1 pseudogene is annotated in these 240 nt (G+C 66.7%); it reads right to left on the bottom strand.

The window, feature by feature from the left end:
• Positions 1–240: pseudogene (locus L981_RS32645) on the bottom strand (mandelate racemase/muconate lactonizing enzyme family protein); the annotation flags it as partial.

Genomic DNA, 240 nt, shown 5'->3' with positions numbered 1-240 from the left:
TGTCGGAGACCCGGTCGACGCCGTCGCGCTTGAAGCTGCCGGTCGCGTAGGCCCGCACGCTCTCGCGCCAGCGCCCGCCGATGAGCATCGAGACGGAGGCACGATAGTGTTTGCCCTTGATGTCCCAGAGCGCGATGTCGATGCCGGAAAGGGCGGTGATCGCAAGTCCGCGCTGGCCTTGATCGCGCAGCGCGTTGTAGAGGATCGCCCAGAGCTTTTCCGTCTGGCGCGGATCCTGGC

Origin of the sequence: Ensifer sp. ZNC0028 (genome assembly GCF_000799055.1) — a bacterium.
Lineage (GTDB): Bacteria > Pseudomonadota > Alphaproteobacteria > Rhizobiales > Rhizobiaceae > Ensifer.
This window is presented reverse-complemented; position numbering and strand designations above follow the sequence as displayed.